This window comes from Devosia sp. A16 (assembly GCF_001402915.1).
In the GTDB taxonomy this organism is placed as follows: domain Bacteria; phylum Pseudomonadota; class Alphaproteobacteria; order Rhizobiales; family Devosiaceae; genus Devosia_A.
Genome location: NZ_CP012945.1, coordinates 1,479,168 through 1,495,762, shown reverse-complemented (window position 1 = coordinate 1,495,762; position 16,595 = coordinate 1,479,168). Strand labels below are relative to the sequence as shown.

The 16,595-nt window shown below is 65.9% G+C and carries 17 protein-coding genes; 7 read left to right on the top strand and 10 right to left on the bottom strand.

All coding sequences use genetic code 11. The annotated features are described in order from the left end of the window. Positions 1-2 precede the first annotated feature (2 nt). From APS40_RS07205 to APS40_RS07195, 3 genes are read left to right on the top strand one after another with little or no spacing between them, the layout of a single operon-like run. Positions 3-905: a carbohydrate ABC transporter permease gene (locus APS40_RS07205; RefSeq protein WP_055046404.1), complete on the top strand. Its 903-nt coding sequence runs from the start codon at positions 3-5 to the stop codon at positions 903-905. Continuing rightward, a complete protein-coding gene (locus APS40_RS07200) occupies positions 902-1,825 on the top strand; it encodes a carbohydrate ABC transporter permease (protein ID WP_055046403.1) in 924 nt (307 codons plus the stop codon). Before APS40_RS07205 ends, APS40_RS07200 begins: the two co-directional genes overlap by 4 nt. Before the next feature lie 56 nt (positions 1,826-1,881). Further along, a complete protein-coding gene (locus APS40_RS07195; RefSeq protein ID WP_055046402.1) occupies positions 1,882-2,970 on the top strand; it encodes a sialidase family protein in 1,089 nt (362 codons plus the stop codon). Between the two features lie 138 nt (positions 2,971-3,108). On the opposite strand, the gene APS40_RS07190 is transcribed toward APS40_RS07195, so the two are convergent. The 3 genes from APS40_RS07190 to APS40_RS07180 are packed head-to-tail and all read right to left on the bottom strand — an operon-like array spanning position 3,109 to position 6,079. Next, entirely contained in the window at positions 3,109-3,795 is a 687-nt protein-coding gene (locus APS40_RS07190) for a putative N-acetylmannosamine-6-phosphate 2-epimerase (protein ID WP_055046401.1), read from the bottom strand. After that, entirely contained in the window at positions 3,792-5,336 is a 1,545-nt protein-coding gene (locus APS40_RS07185) for a DUF4127 family protein (RefSeq protein WP_055046400.1), read from the bottom strand. Before APS40_RS07185 ends, APS40_RS07190 begins: the two co-directional genes overlap by 4 nt. After that, a complete protein-coding gene (locus APS40_RS07180; RefSeq protein WP_055046399.1) occupies positions 5,333-6,079 on the bottom strand; it encodes a GntR family transcriptional regulator in 747 nt (248 codons plus the stop codon). The genes APS40_RS07185 and APS40_RS07180 overlap by 4 nt, the downstream gene beginning before the upstream one ends. Positions 6,080-6,259: 180 nt before the next feature. Here APS40_RS07180 and APS40_RS07175 point away from each other — a divergent pair, with 180 nt between their 5' ends. From APS40_RS07175 to APS40_RS07160, 4 genes are read left to right on the top strand one after another with little or no spacing between them, the layout of a single operon-like run. Then, positions 6,260-7,519 carry an ABC transporter substrate-binding protein gene (locus APS40_RS07175; protein ID WP_082434244.1) on the top strand — a complete coding sequence of 420 codons (1,260 nt, stop codon included), beginning with the start codon at positions 6,260-6,262 and terminating at the stop codon, positions 7,517-7,519. A gap of 4 nt (positions 7,520-7,523) precedes the next feature. Next, complete coding sequence (locus APS40_RS07170) at positions 7,524-8,453, top strand: carbohydrate ABC transporter permease (protein ID WP_055046397.1); 930 nt, start codon at positions 7,524-7,526, stop codon at positions 8,451-8,453. Then, positions 8,440-9,318 carry a carbohydrate ABC transporter permease gene (locus tag APS40_RS07165; RefSeq protein WP_082434242.1) on the top strand — a complete coding sequence of 293 codons (879 nt, stop codon included), beginning with the start codon at positions 8,440-8,442 and terminating at the stop codon, positions 9,316-9,318. The genes APS40_RS07170 and APS40_RS07165 overlap by 14 nt, the downstream gene beginning before the upstream one ends. Continuing rightward, positions 9,315-10,229 carry an ROK family protein gene (locus tag APS40_RS07160; RefSeq protein WP_055046396.1) on the top strand — a complete coding sequence of 305 codons (915 nt, stop codon included), beginning with the start codon at positions 9,315-9,317 and terminating at the stop codon, positions 10,227-10,229. Before APS40_RS07165 ends, APS40_RS07160 begins: the two co-directional genes overlap by 4 nt. 74 nt (positions 10,230-10,303) lie before the next feature. Here the strand turns inward: APS40_RS07160 and APS40_RS07155 are convergent, their stop codons facing one another. The 7 genes from APS40_RS07155 to APS40_RS07125 all read right to left on the bottom strand — a co-directional run bounded on the left by APS40_RS07155 (position 10,304) and on the right by APS40_RS07125 (position 16,551). Next, positions 10,304-11,074 (bottom strand): enoyl-CoA hydratase/isomerase family protein, encoded by a 771-nt coding sequence (locus APS40_RS07155; RefSeq protein WP_055046395.1) that lies wholly within the window; start codon positions 11,072-11,074, stop codon positions 10,304-10,306. Positions 11,075-11,163: 89 nt separating this feature from the next. Next, on the bottom strand, positions 11,164-12,357 hold the full coding sequence (locus tag APS40_RS07150; protein WP_055046394.1) for a CaiB/BaiF CoA transferase family protein: 1,194 nt from the start codon (positions 12,355-12,357) through the stop codon (positions 11,164-11,166). Positions 12,358-12,434: 77 nt separating this feature from the next. Next, on the bottom strand, positions 12,435-13,199 hold the full coding sequence (locus APS40_RS07145; RefSeq protein WP_055046393.1) for an SDR family NAD(P)-dependent oxidoreductase: 765 nt from the start codon (positions 13,197-13,199) through the stop codon (positions 12,435-12,437). Further along, the gene (locus APS40_RS07140; RefSeq protein WP_055046392.1) at positions 13,199-14,377 is read right to left on the bottom strand and encodes an aldose 1-epimerase family protein; all 1,179 of its coding nucleotides are present in this window, start codon (positions 14,375-14,377) and stop codon (positions 13,199-13,201) included. Before APS40_RS07140 ends, APS40_RS07145 begins: the two co-directional genes overlap by 1 nt. Before the next feature lie 10 nt (positions 14,378-14,387). Further along, positions 14,388-14,720, bottom strand: coding sequence for an L-rhamnose mutarotase (locus tag APS40_RS07135; RefSeq protein WP_055046391.1), 333 nt, complete (start codon positions 14,718-14,720; stop codon positions 14,388-14,390). Positions 14,721-14,723: 3 nt separating this feature from the next. After that, on the bottom strand, positions 14,724-15,638 hold the full coding sequence (locus tag APS40_RS07130; protein WP_197279452.1) for a carbohydrate ABC transporter permease: 915 nt from the start codon (positions 15,636-15,638) through the stop codon (positions 14,724-14,726). Next, complete coding sequence (locus tag APS40_RS07125) at positions 15,625-16,551, bottom strand: carbohydrate ABC transporter permease (protein ID WP_197279451.1); 927 nt, start codon at positions 16,549-16,551, stop codon at positions 15,625-15,627. The genes APS40_RS07130 and APS40_RS07125 overlap by 14 nt, the downstream gene beginning before the upstream one ends. Positions 16,552-16,595 lie beyond the last annotated feature (44 nt).

Here is a 16,595-nt window from a genome sequence, read left to right as displayed (position 1 = left end):
CCATGGCGCTCCAATCAAGCACAGCTCCGGCACGACGGCCGCAAAGCTTCACGCAGAACTGGAGCGCCTATGCCTTCCTGACGCCGGCCCTGATCATCCTGTTCCTGTCGCTGCTGCTGCCGGCAGCAGCGACAGTGGTGATGAGCCTCACCGACATCTCGTTTTTGAGGCCGACCAGTTTCGTCTGGTTCGACAATTACATCAAACTGGTGTCGGACAGCCGCTTCCGGCAGGCGGTGGGCAACACCGCCTACTACACCGTCGGCGTGACGCTGCCGACCATGGCGCTGGGGCTGCTGGCGGCGGTGGCGCTCAACGGCAAGCTGCGCGGCCGGATCGTCTTCCGCACCATCTTCTACCTGCCGGTGCTCACCTCCCTGATCGCCGCGGCGGTGGTGTGGATGTATGTCTACGAGCCCTATTCGGGGCCGATCAACGGCACGCTGGCGCAGCTTGGGCTGCCGCCGCAGCCCTGGCTGCAGAGCCCCAACCTCGCCATGACCTCGCTGATCGTCATGGCGATCTGGCGCGATTTCGGCACCGCGATGATCATCTACCTCGCCGGCCTGCAGGATATCCCCAAGGATATCTACGAGGCGGCGCGGCTCGACGGGGCCAAGACCAAGGACATCTTTTTCCGCATCACCGTGCCGATGCTCAGCAACGTCACCTTCTACCTGATGATCATCCTGATCGTGCAGACCTTCCAGGTGTTCGGCGCGATCTATGTGATGACCAATGGCGGGCCGCTCGGCTCCACCGAAACCATCGTGTTCCAGATGTACCAGACCGCCTTCGGCTATACCGAGTTCGGCTATGCGGCGGCGATGTCGACCGTGCTGTTCCTCGCCATCCTGCTGTTCTCGCTCATCGGCACCAAGCTCATGCGCCGGGGGGAGTCATGAGCGATATCGCACAGGCTTCCGCTCCGGCCGTTCCGGCCGTGTCGTTCCGGCAACGCTGGTGGCCGCTGGCCGAGCGGGCGATCGGCTATGGCCTCCTGATCTTTGCGGCGCTGGCGACGATCACGCCGTTCCTGTGGATGGTGTCGACCTCGTTCAAGACCGATGCCGAGACCTTCCAGTTCCCGCCCAACTTCATCCCCAACAGCCTCGTCTGGCAGAACTATATCGACGCCATTGCCGGGCCCGATACCGGGCGGCAGCTGATCAACAGCCTGATCTTCGCGCTCGGCTCGACCGCCTCCAACATGGTGTTCTGCGCGCTGGCCGGCTACGCGCTGGCGCGCATGCAGTTCAAGGGCAAGAACCTGATCTTCGCGCTGGTGGTCGGCCTGTTGATGGTGCCGGCGCAGAGCCAGATCGTGCCAGTGTTCCTGATCGTGCAGCGCATCCCGTTCGCCGGCGGCAATGACTGGCTGGGCAATGGCGGCACGGGGCTGCTCAACACCTATTGGGGAATGATCCTGCCCACGGCGGCGACGCCGTTCGGCATCTTCATGATGCGCCAGTTCTTCTCGCGCATCCCGGTCGAGTACGAGGAATCGGCGCGGCTCGATGGCGCCAAGACCTTCACCATCTTCTGGCGCATCCTGCTGCCGCTGGCGCGCCCGGCCATGGCAGTGCTCGGGGTACTGAGCTTCCAGAGCGCCTGGAACGATTTCATCTGGCCGTTGATCCTCACCTCGCAGCGCGAGATGGCGACGCTGCAGATCGGCCTGCAACTGCTGCAGAGCGGGCCCGATGCGCGCTGGAACGTGGTGATGGCGATGGCGACGCTCATCACCCTGCCCATCATCATCGTGTTCCTGTTCGCGCAGCGCTACGTCATCGACGGCGCGGTCACCAGCGGCGTCAAGGGCTGACGCGTCCCACCCGATTGTTGCGACCCGACCCCTCAGGGGCCTGACGGAGATTGACCATGACCCAGCACCTCGAAATCCACCGCAGGGAGGGCGAATTCGTCGCCTGGCCGGCCAATTACGGCATGTGGATCTGGGGCGACGAAGTGGTGGTCGTGTTCTCGCAAGGGTTTCGCGGAGAACAGGAGAGCCTGCATGCCCGCGACAAGACCCGGCCGTTCATCGGCCGGCAGGCGCGCAGCTTCGATGGCGGGCTGACCTGGCAGGACGAGTTGTTCACCGGCACCATCCCCGGCGGCAGCTCGCTGTCGGGCGACGAGCACGTGGTCGAGGCCCTGCAGAGCCAACCCAATATCGTGGTCGAACGCGATATCCCGGTGCTCGACCAGCCGATAGATTTCACCGATCCCGAAACCATCGTGATGTGCGCCCGCACCGGGCTCGATCGCGGTTCGATCAGCTGGTTCTACGTCAGCCGCGATCGGGCGAAGAGCTGGCAGGGGCCGTACCGGCTCGGCGATTTCGGCCTGCCGGGGGTTTCGGCCCGCACCGATATCGTGCCGCTCGGCCGGCATGATGCGCTGTTCCTGCTCACGGCAGTGAAGGCCAATGGCGACGAGGGCCGGATCTTTGCGGCGCGGACCCGTGACGGCGGCAAGAGCTTCAGCTTCGAGAGCTTCGTTGGCGAGGAGCCGGAAGGCTTCGCCATCATGCCGGCCTCGCTGCGGCTGCCAGGCGGCGATATCCTCACGTTCGTGCGCTGCGCGGCGCCGCGCGGTCCCGAGCGGAGGGCGTGGATCGACCTCTATCGCTCGAGCGACGAAGGCCGGAGCTGGCGGCATGTCGGCACGCCCGTGCCGCAGGTCGGCCATAACGGCAATCCACCGACCATCAACCGGCTCGCCGACGGGCGGCTGGTGCTGGTCTACGGCTATCGCGATGCGCCCTATGGCATGCGCGCCCGGGTCAGCAGCGACGAGGGGATGAGCTGGAGCGAGGACATCGTGCTGCGCGACGATGGCGGGGTGGCGGATCTCGGTTACCCGCGCACGGTGCTGCGCGCGGATGGGAAGCTCTTGACGGCGTATTACTACAATTACGGGGCGGATACCGACCGCTTCATCGGAGCGACGCTGTTCTCGGTGTAGTTCCGCCTTGTCTGCAGCCGGTGTGCTTGGCGCCCCTCACCCTAACCCTCTCCCCAGAGGGGCGAGGGGACGCACTTTGCGCGGGCCGTGCCACACCGCGGGGTGAGGGGCGCCAAGCGCTCTATGGCATGAGGCCAGTCAGCGATCCGGAATCGCCGCCACCAGCCGTTCGGTGATGATGTCGGGCGCGGTGATGGCAGAGCCGCAGACGACGGCGAAGGCGCCGCGCTCGAACGAGGCGGCGACGTGTTCGGGGGTCCAGATGCCGCCTTCGACCACCAGTGGAACATCGAGGGCGGCGACGATCTCGGACACCAGGTCGAAAGGCGGGCGGGCCTGCCCCTCAGTCTGCGTCGTATGGCCGACCATGGTGGTGGCGACGAGGTCGGCGCCCTCGGCGGCGGCCCGCCGCGCTTCGTCGAGCGTGGCGATATCTGCCATCACCAGCTTGCCGAGCCGATGAGTTGTGGCGGCGATTTCGGCAAAGCTCTCGCCCGGCCGGGTGCCGGAGGTCGCCTGGATGGCGATGATGTCGGCGCCGGCGGCGGCGAGCGCCTCCGCGTCGGCGCTCGAGGTGGTGATGTAGTTGTCAAAACCCTCGCGGGTGTCCTTGACGATGCCGATGATCGGCAGGCCGGTGCGCGGGCGCAGCAGGCCGACGACCTCGGCGCCGTTGAGGCGAAAGCCGCCGGCGCCGCCGAGCTCGGCCGCCTCGGCGAGCAGCGCCAGGATATCGGGGCGCTGGCGCAACGGGCTGAGCGGGTTCATCGCCTGCGAGGAAACGATCAGCTGGCGCTCGAGGCGCTGGAGCAGGGCAGTGGTCACGAGAGGTCCCCGGCGATGGTGAAGTCGACTTCGAAGCTGCGGTGCCAGGGGAAGCGGACGGCGGTGATGCCGAGCTCGTTCCGCCCGGTCAGGCGCTTCAGGCTGGCGTCGAGGGTGGCGCCGATGGAGGCTTCGGCCGCCGCTTCTTCAGCGCGGTCGGCGAAGGTGTAGACGCCGGCGTTCAGCGGCCGGCGGGCATCGGTCATATAGGCGAAGTCCTCGATCAACCGGTGCAGCAGCACCCGCCGCGCGGCAGGCGCGTCGAAGGTGCCGGCGGCCCGGCCGATCTGGATCGCCGCGGCGGCGGCGACCACCGAGCCCAGCGCATTGCCGGCGGTGTTCCAGCCGCCATAGGCGACGAGCTCAAGCAGAATGCCGCGGCGGTGCAATTCCTCGATCAAGAGCGGATCGGCGCCGTTGGAATAGCGGAGATCAGCGAGCGCCACCTCGCGGCCGGCGGCCAGCAGGCGGGCGATGAGGTCGGCGCTCTTGTTAGCCGCGATGGCATCGTCAGCATCGAAGATCGACTGGGCGTCGGACTTCTCGACCACCATGCCGCAATGGTCGCGACGCCTCGGATCCGGCGCATGGACGACGAGGGCCATGGCCTCGGGGGCGGTGACGGTCACCGACCCCGAGGCGCGGAGCTGGCGGTCGACCGCCTCATGCATGGGGCTGTTCTCGTATTTGGCGATACGCTGCATGCCCGGTGGATCGGCGCATTCGACGGTAAAGCGGGGGGTGACGCCGAAGTGGGCGCCGAGCTGACGCGCGACCAGCACCGCGGCCACCTCGTCGGCGCCGGGATACATCAGCACCTCGCCTGATATCGGCAGCACGTGGCTCCAGTGCTGTAGCCAGACCTGCTCGACCGAGCCGGCCGAGTGTTCGGCGGTATCGTCGGCGGTGATCAGCAGCGGGTCGATGGCGCCTTCGGACGCGAGCGCGATGGCTTCGAGATTGACGTGATGGTTGCGCAGCCGCCGGCGCTCGAAATCGGCGACGATCGCGCCGGGCAGCGCAGCGCGCAGCGCGGCGAGCGCCTCGGCATTGCCGGCATGGCTGGCGCCAAGGGTTTCGAGCAGGTCGCGATGGTGCAGCGCGCCGAGCTTATGCAGCTCCATGCCGTGCCGGGCCCAGTAATCGGGCTCTTCCTGCGGGTTGTAGGAGTTGGAGGCGCGCATCACCAGCGACACGGCGCAGAGCGGCAGCGCCGGATGCGCAGCGTGGAGGCGGCGCAGCACATCGAGCCGGTTGAGGGCGCTGAGCGTCGTATCGGCGGTGGTGCGTGCGGCGATCAGGCCGCCATAGCAGAGCATGTCGAGCGAGGCGATCACCGCATCGGTCGTCGGCGCCGTGCTCTCGAGCCAGCGGCCGAGGCAGTCGGCATCGCCGGGCTGGCGCAGCCGGGGCAGCAGTTCCGCCGGCGGCAGCACCAGCGTGGCGCCGGCAATGGCGGCGACACCGGCAGGCAGGCCGATATTGACCGGGCGCTCATCGAGGGGAAGGAAAGCGAGCGAAAGGGCACGTGTGGACGTCAATTCGTATGGTCTCGGCTCGTGCGGAAAATGACGAAATCGTAGGAGTAGCGGTCGGCGCGGTAGACGCTCTCGGCGTATTCGATGCGCTGGTTCCTCGCGTCATAGGCGACGCGCAGCACTTTGAAGGCCGGCGAGAATTCCGGGACGCCGAGGAGTTTTGCCAAGGGTGGATCGAGCACCGTGGCGTGGATCGACTGTTCGGCCTTCTCGATCTTCAGGTGATAGGTCTCGGTGAGCATCTGGTAGAGCGAGCCGGTGATGCCGCGCGCCGCGAGACCGGGCGCGAGCTTGGCCGGCACATAGGTGTTCTCGATGCACATCGGCTCGCCGTCGGCGGTGCGGACGCGCGAGATATGGGCAACCAGATCGCGCGGGCTGAGCGCGAGCCGGGCGCCGATCTCGGCGCCGGCGGCGATTTCCTCGACCACCGTATCGAGCGAACCGGGGACGAGCCCGCGCGAGCGCATGTCCTGGGTGAACGAGGTCAGCTCCACCGATTTGGCGATACGCGGTTCGGAGACGAAAGTGCCCGCACCCTGGGTACGGTAGACGCGTCCCTCATAGCCGAGCTGATCGAGGGCGCGGCGCACCGTCAGCCGGGTGACACCGAAGGTCTCGGCGAGGTCGCGCTCGGTGGGGAGCTTTTCGTGCGGCTTCAGCTCGCCCTCGATCAGGCCGAGCAGATAGCTCCGCAACTGGGCGCCCTTGGTGCCCGCTCGGCCGTTTCCAGCGGTCTCAGCCATGAATCGGGGTCCTCCCACTCGCGCGCATGAAAGCACGGCTTCTCGTCGACCGGCAAGAGAGTGGTATACTCCAATTGCACGCTTGTCTGCTCATTTCAGCGCGAATGTGACGCCATGTTGACGGGCTTCGAAAAATTGGGCTACACCATTTAGCGGCATATAGCCAAGGGAGACTTCAGGATGGAGCGGAAAGCTCAAGCTCGTGCGGCGCATGCCGCGATGTCGACCGCGCTGGGCGCGGTCATGCTGCTGGGTGGGGCGCTGGGCGCCCAGGCGCAGGACAAGACCGAGATCACCTTCTCGTATCTGTGGGGCGGCGCCGAGGGCGCGGCGCTCGAGCAGATCATCACCGATTTCAACGCCAGCCAGGACAAGATCGTGGTCAAGGGCGTGTCGAGCCCCGACATGACCAAGCAGCTGGCGTCGATGTCGAGCGCCAAGGGCGCCTTCGACGTCTCCGACAACTTCGCCTCCAACATCGCGTCGTGGGCGAACCAGGGCATCCTGCTGCCGCTCGACGAATTCGCGCTCGATACCTCGGATTTCCCCGAGAGCATCATGAAGCAGCTGGTGGTCGACGGCGTGCTCTATTCGGTGCCGATCGCGACCCACAACTTCCAGCTGGTCTACAACAAGAAGCTGCTCGACGAAGCCGGCGTCACCCCGCCGACCTCGATGGCCGAGCTCGCCGACGCCATCAAGAAGCTCACCAAGGTGGATGCCGAGGGCAATGTCACCCAGCTGGGCCTCGGGCTCACCGACATCTCGGCTGGTTTGAAGACGCTGGGCTATGCGCATGGCGGCGACTGGAACCGCGACGGCAAGCCCACCCCGACCGATCCGGGGTTCGTCGAGGGCGTGAAGTTCTACTACGACAACGTGGTGGCGCCGGTGACCCCCGCGGCCTACAACAAGTTCGTCGCTGGCTTCGGCCCCTACATGTCGGACCAGGACTCGTTCAAGCAGGGCAAGATTGCCATGGTGTTCGAGGGTGAATGGCGCGCCAAGTTCAACACCGAAGCCGGGATGGACTGGGGCGTGGTGCAGGTGCCGGGCAAGACCCCGGAACTGAACGGCTCGACCTGGGCGGACGTGTCGACCATCTTCATTCCGACCAATACCGGCAACAAGGAAGCGGCGGCTGAGTTCGTCAAATACCTGATCAGCCCGCCGGCGATGGAAAAGTTCAGCCACGTGCTGGCCAACCTGCCGGGCCGCCTGTCGCTGGTCGACAGCGCCACCTATGACGACCTGCCGAACTTCAAGGTCTGGCTCGACGCGTTGAAGAACCCCAACACGCACGGCCTGCCGCCGGCGCTGTACATGGCCGAATACAATGCCGACCTCGCGTCCGCATTCGACTCGGTGCTGCAGGGCGCCCAGACTCCGGAAGCGGCGCTGCAGGCCGTTGCCGACCGTACCGGCTCGTACTCGCAGTAAGCTGTTGCAGAGCGCGCGTCCCAGACAGAGCGAACCGACCGGCCGGGCCCTTCTCAAGGGCCTGGCCTTCGCCTCGCCGTTCATCATCGGCTTCCTGGTGCTCTACCTGTGGCCGATCCTCGCTTCCGGCTATTACAGCCTCACCGATTTCAGCCTGTTCAAGGCGCCCAAATGGGTCGGGCTCGCCAATTACGAGCGGATGATCTCGGACGCCAAGTTCTGGAAGAGCCTCTACAACACGCTGTTCTTCACCTTTGTCGGCGTGCCGGTGGATATCGCCATCTCGATCGCCGGCGCTCACATCCTCAATCAGAAACTCAAGGGCCAGCCGCTGTGGCGGGCGCTGGTCTACCTGCCCTCGATCGTTCCGGCAGTGGCGGCGGGCTTCCTGTGGCGCTGGTTGCTCAACGCGCAATACGGCTTCGTCAACGAGATCCTGCGCTGGTTCCGCATTCCGCAACCGAACTGGCTGCTCGACGCCAGCTGGGGCGGCATCTCGGTCATCGTCCTCATGCTGTGGACGGTGGGCGGCACCATGCTGATCTACCTCGCAGCGCTGAAGAACGTGCCGCAGGAGCTCTATGAGGCCGCCGAACTCGATGGCGCCGGGCCGCTGCGCCGCTTCTGGCACATCACCTGGCCGATGATCTCGCCGGTGACGCTGTTCCAGGTGATCGTCCTGATCATCGCGTTCCTGCAGGTGTTCACCCAGCCGTTCGTCCTCTCGAAGGACCCGGGGCTCGGCACGCAGACGGCGACCGGGCCGGGCGACTCGATGCTGAGCTACTCGATCTACCTGTTCCAGAACGGCTTCACCTTCCTGAAGATGGGCTACGCTTCGGCGATGGCCTGGGTGCTGCTGTTCGTGACGCTGGCCATCACATTGCTGATCCTGTGGTCGGCCAAGAAGTGGGTGTTCTATGACAACCGCTGAAATGCAGGGCACCGGGATTTCGGAGCGCGTACCGGTGGGCGGCCGCTTCGGCTGGCTGATGACCATCTATCGCTATGCGCTGGTGATCCTCCTCGCCGGGGTGTTCGTCTTTCCGTTCGTCGTCATGCTGACGACGGCGTTCAAGGTCTCGGACGAGATCTTCATGGCGCCGCCGGAGCTGCTGCCGCGAACCTGGACGCTCGACCATTTCGTCGGCGCGCTGACCCAGATTCCGTTCTTCCGGTTCCTGCTCAATACGGTGGTGATCGCCGGCCTCAGCGTGCTGGGGACCGTGCTGGTGTCGCCGCTCGTCGCCTACTCGTTGTCGAAGCTGCGCTGGAAGGGCCGGAACCTGCTCTTCATCATGGTGCTCGCCACCATGATGCTGCCGCCGCAGGTGACGCTCATTCCCATCTACATGATGTGGAACAAGGTGGGGGCCACCGGCACCATCCTGCCGCTGGTGATCCCGGCCTTCCTAGGCACGCCGTTCTTCATCTTCCTGATCCGGCAGTTCCTCTTGAGCGTGCCCGATGAACTGATCGAGGCGGCCAAGGTCGATGGCGCGTCGGAGTTCCGCATCTACTGGTCGATCGTCCTGCCGATCGCCCGCCCGGCGCTGATCACCTCGGCGGTGTTCCAGTTCGTCTGGGCGTGGACGGATTTCCTCTATCCGCTGATCTACCTCAACGAGGAGGAGAGCTACACGCTGTCGATCGGGCTCTATTCGTTCCTCGGCGAGCACGGCGTGCAGTGGGGGCCCCTGATGGCCTCGTGCGTGCTGTTCACGCTGCCGGCGTTCCTGATCTTCCTGGTGTTCCAGCGCTACTTCATCGGCGGCATCGCCACCGGTGCACTGAAGTGAGTGAACTGGCCCTCGCCGTCGATATCGGCGGCACCAAGATCCTCGTCGGGCTGGTGGATGCTGCCGGCACGATCGTTACCAGCCGGCAGGTCGCAACGCCGGCGCGCGAGGGCGCGGAGGCGATCATTGCCGCCGTCGCCAAGCTGGCGAAAGAGGTGCTGGCCGGCGCCTCGGTCAGCCGCTGCGGCGTCGGCACCGCCGGGGTGGTCGGCGAACAGGGCGAGATCACTTCGGCGACCGACCACCTGAGCGGCTGGGCCGGGACGCAGCTGCAGCAGCGGCTGATCGAAGAGCTCGGCATGCCGGTGACGGTGCTCAACGACGTGCAGGCGTCGGGGCTCTGCGAAGGGGTGCTCGGCGCTGCCGGCGGCAAGCATTCGGCGCTGATCGTGGCGCTCGGCACAGGGGTGGGCGGCTCGCTGGTGCGCAACGGCAAGGTCGAGCGCGGCGCCTACGGCATTGCCGGCAGCGTCGGCCATCACCTGTCGCCGCTGCGGCAGGGGCGGGCGTGCCCGTGCGGCGGCACCGACCATCTCGAGGCCTATGCCAGCGGCACGGCGATGGAGATCGAGTACGCCCGGCGCACCGGGCAGCAGCGCAGCCTGCGTGAGATTGCGGCGCTGGCCGAGACAGGCGACGCCGAGGCGCAGTCGGTGATCGCCGAAGCCGCCGAGGTGCTGGGTGCGGTGCTGGGCAGCGCCAACAACGTGGTCGATGCCGAGATCATCGTGGTGGCCGGCGGCGTGCTGGCGCTGGGCGACCGGCTGCTCGAGCCGGCCCGCGCCGCAGCGAGGCGCGAGGCGCTGGGGCTGAGCAAAGCGGTCGAGATCGTGCCCGCGAAGTTCGGGCCGACGGCGTGTCTGATCGGGGCTGGGTTGGCGGCGTTTGGGACTGCCTCGGGCGCGGCTTAGGTCTCCGGCCTTTCCACCCACTCGATGGCCGGTGGGATGGCGAATGAGTGCCCAAAAAGGCCCGAAGGTTTGACCTACCGCCGCTTGAACACCGGCGACCGCTTCGCCTTGAACGCCGCGCGCCCCTCCCGCGCATCTTCCGTCGCAAAGCAGATCGCCTGCAGGTCGCGCTCGTAGCTGATGGCGTTGGCGATCGAGAGTTCCCAGGCGGCGCGGAGGTTCAGCTTGGCGGTCTCGGCGGCAATCGGGGCGCGTGAGGCGATGGTCGCTGCGAGCCGCTTGGCTTCAGCCAGCAAATCGGTGCGCGCTACGATGCGGGAGACGAGGCCCCAGCGTTCGGCTGTCACGGCGTCAACGGGATCGCCGGTCATGATCATCAGCGCGGCGTTGGAGGGGCCGACGGCATGGGCGAGGTTCACCGCCATGCCGCCGCCGCCGATCCAGCCGAGCTTGATTTCCGGCGCGGCGAAGCTGGCATTGTCCGAGGCGATGCGGATGTCACAGGCCATGGCAGTCTCGAGTCCGCCGCCGAAGGCGTAGCCGTTTACCGCAGCGATGGACGGCTTCAGCAGGGCGCGAATGGCGTCGCAATAATCGGGCCGGTTCCGGAAGTTCCAGGCGCTGTCGTAGTCGTCGAGCGTCCTGATATCGGAGCCGGCGGAGAAGGCCTTCTCGCCGGCGCCGGTCAGGATCACCGCCCGGATGGCATCGTCGGTGTTGAACTCGGTGACCGCCGCCACCAGCGCCGCCGCCATTTCCGGCGTCATGGCGTTGAGCTTTTCCGGCCGATTGAAGGTTATGATGCCGACGAAGCCGTCGCGCTCGACGAGGATGTTCTCAGACATGGCCTATTCCTGACTGAAAGACTGACCGCCCCCTCCACCGGCTTCGCCGGTCCCCCTCCCCCGCCCCGCGGGGGAGGATCACGGAGAGGTCATATGCCGTTCTCCGCCACTGCGCCCTTGGCCAGCAATTGTTCGATCGCCGTATCGTCGAAACCGGCTTCGCGCAGCACGTCGCGGCTGTGCTGGCCGACGACGGGCGCGCCGCGTTCGACGGTCGAAGGAGTCTTCGAAAACCTGATCGGGAAGCCTGGGGTCTTCACGTGGCCCTCGGTCGGGTGCACGTACTCGACGAAGGTGCCGTTGTGCTTGATCTGCTCGTCCTCGACGAGGTCGGCATAGCCATAGACCGGGCCGCACCAGATGTCGGCGGCGCGCAACAGCTCCAGCCACTCGGCGGTGGTCTTGGTCTTCAGCCGGTCACGGGTCTTGGCAAAGATCTCGTCGCGCCGGGTCCAGGTGTCGACCTCGTCGTCCATGTCGAGGAAGCTCGGCTCGCCGATGGTCTGGCCGAGATTGGCGAGCTTGGGAAAGGCGACGATGATGAAGCCGTCGGACGTCGCGAAGGCGCCGTAGGGCGCGCGGATGTAGACATGGGCATGCGGCTCGGCCGAGCGCACCTGCGGCTTGTGACCGACGGTGAACACCGAGAGTTCCTGCATCTGGATGGTGGTGATGGCGTCGAGCATGTTCACCTGCACCAGTTGGCCCTCGCCGGTGCGCTCGCGATGCAGCAGCGCCGCCAGCGCCCCCTCGAACGCAGTGTAGGCGGTGATGCCGTCGACCAGGTACTGCCCCGCCGCGTTGGGCGGCTCGCCGGCGCGGCCGGCCGACAGCATGGCGCCCGACATGCCCTGTAGCACCAGGTCCTGGCCGGGGCGGTTGAGGTAGGGGCCATCCTCGCCGTAGCCGGAGATCGAGACGTAGACGAGGCGCGGATTGATCTTCGACAGGGTCTCGTAGTCCACCCCGAGGCGCTTCGCGACGCCCGGCCGATAGTTCTGCAGGAACACGTCGGCGGTCTTCACCAGTTCGAGCAGCACGGCCTTGCCGTCCGGGTCCTTGAGGTCGACGGCGAGCGAGCGCTTGTTGCGGTTGAGCGACAGGAAGGAGACGTTGACCTTGTTGCCGCGCGCCCCGCCGGCGGCGGTATGGCGCTGCCACTCGCCGGTCACCGGCTCGACCTTCACCACATCGGCGCCGAGATCGCCCAGCCGCTGCGCCGCGAACGGGCCGGCCATGGCAATGGAGCAATCGAGGACGCGGTAGCCGGAGAGGATGCCCATGGGTCAGGATTCCGAGGAGATGACAGGTGGTGGGAAACTGAAGCAGACGGGGCCGTCTCTATCAGTCATCGTTTGCATCAATGCATGTACCAGCCGCCATCCACGTGGATGGTCTGGCCGGTAATGAACGACGCTGCGTCCGAGGCGAGGAACATCAGGATGTTGGCGATGTCGGCAGGGGCGCCGCGCCGTTGCAGCGCCTGCGCCTCGTAGATGCGCTTCTCATAGGCTGCGAGGTCGGGATGGATCTTTTCGGCGTCGGTGGGGAAGGCGCCTGGCGCCACCGCATTGACGGTGATGCCATGCCTGCCGAACTCACGCGCCCAGGAGCGGGTGAGACCGACCAGCGCCATCTTCGATTGCACATAGGGGGTGAGGTCCGACCAGCCGCCCGAAATGGTCACCGAGGAGATGTTGATGATGCGGCCGCGCTTTGCCGCCTTCATATGGGGCAGGGCCACCTGGACGCAGACAATGCCGGCATCGACATTGATGCGCTGTACCAGCTGCATCTCTTCGATGCTGTAGTCCTCGAAGGGTTTCGAGGGATAGATCGCGGCGTTGTTGATGACGATGTCGAAGCCGCCGAGCTCGGCCGAAAGGTTCTCGAGTCCAGCGCGCAGTCCGGTGAGATCGGCGAGATCGAGCCTCTCTACGGTCAGGCCCGCAAGGCCGCCGGCCGCATCGAGCAGCGCTGCAACCTTTCTCGCATCATTGTCGATGGCGACAACCTTTGCACCCGAGCGCAGCAGTTCGAGCGTCGTCTCCAGCCCCAGGCCGCCGGCGGCGCCGGTATAGAGGATGGCCTTGCCCTCGAGCGAGCCGAAGCGATCAGCACCCATCAGCGGCCCCCGATCTTCAGGTGGTTGCCTGAGGGGGCCGGATACTCGTCCTCGGGCTGGCCGGAGATGGCGCGGATGCGCGCTTCGCTGGCGGCGATGTCGTCGGCGCCGTCGAGCACCCGGAAGGTGCTGTCGTAGCGCTTCTCCTCGCCATGCTGCAGCCAGATCATCTCGCCGCGCTGGCGCGCGGCGTTGTTGCCGAGCACGTGGTTGGTGGAGGGCTCGATGCCGAGCGCATACTGTCCGGCCTGCAGGTTCTGCCATTCGTAGAGGCAGGGGAACTGCGCCTTGGCGGTGGCAACCTCGAAGCCGAGCCCGAGGCGATCGTTGACCAAGGCAACGAACTGCTGGCCTTGGTCATCGGCGCCGAGTTCGTGTTGCCAGACCTGCTCGTGGAAATCGAGCTTTGGGGCACTCAGCGTGCGGTAGCCGACGCCCTGCTTGCGATAGGCCTCGCCGGCATGGGCGGCCCAGACCACGTCCTTGATCGGCGCGAGGTAGCGCGAGCCTTCGTCGAGGACCGGGTGGCCGACATTGATGTGGTAGCAGTACATGTGCGGCGTCTTGTAGAAGCCATGGTTGACGACCCGATCGCTGATCCGGATGTCATTGCCGCCGACATCTGCCTCGATGCGGCGGATGAGGTGCAGGTCTTCGCCGAACACCGCCGACTGCTGCACGATGCCCTCGGCCCACAGCACGCACTCGTCGCCGCGCCACTCTTCGCCATAGCCGGTGAGCTTTGCCGGGATGGTGCCGATGCGGCCATGCAGCGAGTGGCTGACCGTCGGCTTGGGGCCATAGACATAGGTGTCGGCCGGCACCTCGTTCATGAACAGGATGTGGTCGAGCCCGCAGGTAACCAAGAGACCTGAGAATGAGCGGGCCCAGGCGAGACCGCCTTCGCCTTCATATTCATGCAGGCCCGGGTGGCGGAAGCCGGCCGGCGAGTTCCAGCCGATCGCCTGGCCCTTGAACTCGCAGTCGGCGATGTCGAGCGCCCGGTCGACCAAAACGGTGAAGCGGAGGCCCGAGCCGGTGCGGAACTCGAGCATGCGGATGCCGCGCTCGACGCCGTCGCCGAGTTCCATCAGCCGCACGCTGGCGAACTGGCTCAGCATGCCGGCGCGCTCGGCGATTTCGCGCCGGGTGTAGGTCCGGCCGTTCAGTTCAACCATGAGCTTGTCCTCAGTCGAGATGGTAGATTTCGGGCATCATGCTCCACCACTCGCCTGCGGCGGCGGTCTTCAGCGGCGCCTGGCACGGGTCGGTGAGCGCCAGCCACTCTTTGGTGATCGCCTTGTCGCCCAGCACCCGCATGTCGGCCTCGTAGTCGGAACCGGTATATTCCCAGTAGCCGAACAGCAGCATTTCGGGCTCGCGCAGGTAGATCGAATAGTTGCGGATGTTCGCCGCGCTCAGCGCCGCATCCATCTCCGCCCACGGTTCGGCGTGCAGCCGCTTGTACTCGGCCAGCTTTTCCGGCTTCACGCCGATCACCATGCCCATGCGCTGGACCATGACTTACTCCTTGGTGCCGCCGGCAGTCATGCCGGATACGAGGTAGCGCTGCGCGAACAGGAAGACGAGCAGCACCGGGGCGATGGCGAGCAGCGTCGCGAGCGCCAGCGCCGACAGCGTGATGGTGGTCGAAGCGGCGTTGGTGGGATTGAAGGCCGGCACGTTCGACAGCAGCTCGGCGAGGCCGACCTGGATCGGCGCCTTGCGGCCGGGCAGCGTCACATAGGGCAGGAAATAGTTGTTCCAGTTGCCGGTGAAGCTGAAGAAGCCGACCAGCGCGATCACCGGCGTGCTCAGCGGCATGGCGATCTTCATGAACACCTGCCACTCGCTTGCCCCGTCGAGGCGCGCCGCCGAGAGCAGGTCGCGCGACACCGCCGTCGAGAAGTAGATGTAGGTGAGGTAGACGCCGAACGGGTAGAACGAGAAGGGCAGGATGGCCGAGAGCGGATTGCCGATCAGCCGCACCGCGCTCAGCTCGAGAAAGATCGGCAGCACCAGGGCGGTGGAGGGGATCAGCATGACGATCAGCGTCACCACCAGCAGCAGCCTGCGGCCACGGAACTCGGTCATCGCCAGGGCGTAGCCGGCGGGAATCGAGATCGCGAGAGTGATCACCAGGGCGGCGACGCAATAGAACACCGAATTGCCGATCCAGGTCCAGATCAGCCCGCCCTGGAAGGTCATCAGACTCTGCCAGTTGGCAAGCAGCGTGCCCATGTCGCCCAGCGCGAACGGCGCCTCGAGCAGCAGCTGGCGATCGGTCTTCGTCGGCGCGATCAGCAGCCAGACGAGCGGCACGACGAAGAACAGCGCAAAGACGATGAGGACCAGCACGGCGAAGGCGCGACCCAGCCAGGCAGCCGGTGTCAGGTCCTTGAAGCGGGTGCCGACGATTTCCGAGTTAGGCGCGCTCAAACAGGCCACCCTTGAAGACGAAGTAGATGGAAAGGGCGACAGCGACGGCCAGCAGCACCAGCGAGATCGCCGCCGAGCCATTGAAATCGTTCTGCTTGAAGGCGTAGAGGAAGGCGAGCTGGTTCAGTGAATAGTCCTGCCCCACTACGCCGCGGCTGGCCTGCGCCAAGACGCGGGGCTCGACGAAGAGCTGGGTGCCGCCGGCAAAGCTCATGATCACCATGTAGGCGATCCACTTGCGCATCAGCGGGATCTGGATCGACCAGGCGATACGCACCGGGCCGGCGCCATCGACGCGGGCGGCTTCGATCACGTCCTTACTGATGTTGTTGAGCGCCCCGTACATGATGACGATCCAGCCGCCGGCGCCGGTCCAGAAGGCGATCACCGCGAGGACGATCGGCAGGCGGCTGGCGTCAACGGCGCCAACGAAGCTCTCGATCCCCAATGCCTGCAGCAGCCACGACACCGGGCTGACGGTGGGATCTAGAACGAACAGCCAGAGCATGACGCTCGAGGCGCCGGCCAGCGCGCCGGGGATATAGTAGATGAAGCGCATGGCGCCCGAGAACCAGCGCAAGCCGATCGAGTGAACGAGGATGGCGAGGGTCACCACCAGCACGACCAGCAGCACCAGCCAGACGACGATGAAGATGCCGACATGCTCGACGGCGGGCCAGAAACGGTAGTCCTTGAACACCTTGAGGAAATTGTCGAAGCCGACAAACGCGCCCTTCCTGGTGAAGGCGAGATAAATGGCGTAGAGCGCCGGGAGGATGCCGAAGGCGATGAGGAACAGCGTGTAGGGGGTGGCGAACAGCACGCCGATGCGGCCCTGGGCGCGCTCGACGCTCATGCCCTTCCTGGGGCGTTCGAGGGCGACAGTGGCAGCGCTATGTTCGATCGTGCTCACTTCAGGCGGCTCCAGGCACTAGACGTTCATCCTTGGGCAACGCG